Raw genomic sequence first — 1,307 nt, forward strand, 5'->3', positions numbered from 1 at the left:
AAAAAAAGAGGAAATACCCATGGCAAAGGCCAAGTTTGAACGCAGCAAGCCACACGTCAACGTCGGTACCATCGGACACGTTGACCACGGTAAAACAACCCTAACCGCCGCTATCGCAACCGTAGCAGCAATCACCTCTGGTGGCGAAGCCAAAGACTACGCGTCTATTGACTCAGCACCAGAAGAAAAAGCACGTGGCATCACCATCAACACCTCACACGTAGAGTATGACACCCCATCACGTCATTATGCTCACGTCGATTGCCCAGGTCACGCCGATTATGTTAAAAACATGATCACCGGTGCAGCCCAAATGGACGGCGCCATCCTAGTTGTATCAGCAACTGACGGCCCTATGCCACAAACCCGTGAGCACATCCTGCTTTCACGTCAGGTTGGCGTACCGTACATCGTCGTATTCATGAACAAATGTGATGCTGTTGATGACGAAGAATTGCTTGAGCTAGTAGAAATGGAAGTTCGTGAATTATTGAACGACTATGACTTCCCAGGCGACGACACCCCAATCATCAAAGGTTCTGCTACTGAAGCCCTAAAAGGCTCACAAGAAAAATACGGCCAACCAGCCGTTGTAGAACTACTAAACGTTCTTGACACCTACATCCCAGAGCCAGAGCGTGACATCGACAAAGCATTCCTAATGCCAATCGAAGACGTATTCTCAATCTCAGGTCGTGGTACTGTTGTAACTGGTCGTGTTGAATCTGGTATCGTTAAAGTTGGTGACGAAATCGAAATCGTCGGTATCCGTGACACGCAAAAGACCACCTGTACTGGTGTAGAGATGTTCCGTAAACTGCTTGACGAAGGTCGTGCAGGCGAAAACTGTGGCGTACTACTACGTGGTACTAAACGTGAAGACGTACAACGTGGCCAAGTACTAGCTAAGCCAGGTTCTATCACTCCTCACACCAAGTTTGACGCTGAAGTATATGTATTGTCAAAAGAAGAGGGTGGTCGTCACACACCATTCCTAAACGGCTATCGTCCACAGTTCTACTTCCGTACCACTGACGTAACTGGCGCAATCCAATTACAAGAAGGTACTGAAATGGTTATGCCTGGTGATAACGTTGAGATGGGCGTAGAGCTTATCCACCCAATCGCTATGGACAAAGGTCTTCGCTTTGCTATTCGTGAAGGCGGCCGTACGGTAGGCGCTGGTGTTGTTGCTAACGTACTTAGCTAAGTAACCCAGTAACTATTGATGCATTAATACTATCGGAGCAATCTGACAGTGTTAGTTAGCAAGTAAAAAGCCATCCTCTTAGAGGGTGGCTTTTTTT

At 47.6% G+C, this 1,307-nt stretch carries 1 protein-coding gene; it reads left to right on the top strand.

Annotated features, from left to right (window positions below; translation table 11 throughout):
• Positions 1 to 19 precede the first annotated feature (19 nt).
• On the top strand, positions 20 to 1,210 hold the full coding sequence (gene tuf / locus JMX13_RS13520; RefSeq protein ID WP_201547280.1) for an elongation factor Tu: 1,191 nt from the start codon (positions 20 to 22) through the stop codon (positions 1,208 to 1,210).
• The last annotated feature ends 97 nt before the right edge of the window (positions 1,211 to 1,307 follow it).

This window comes from Psychrobacter immobilis, assembly GCF_904846285.1.
Lineage (GTDB): Bacteria > Pseudomonadota > Gammaproteobacteria > Pseudomonadales > Moraxellaceae > Psychrobacter > Psychrobacter immobilis_D.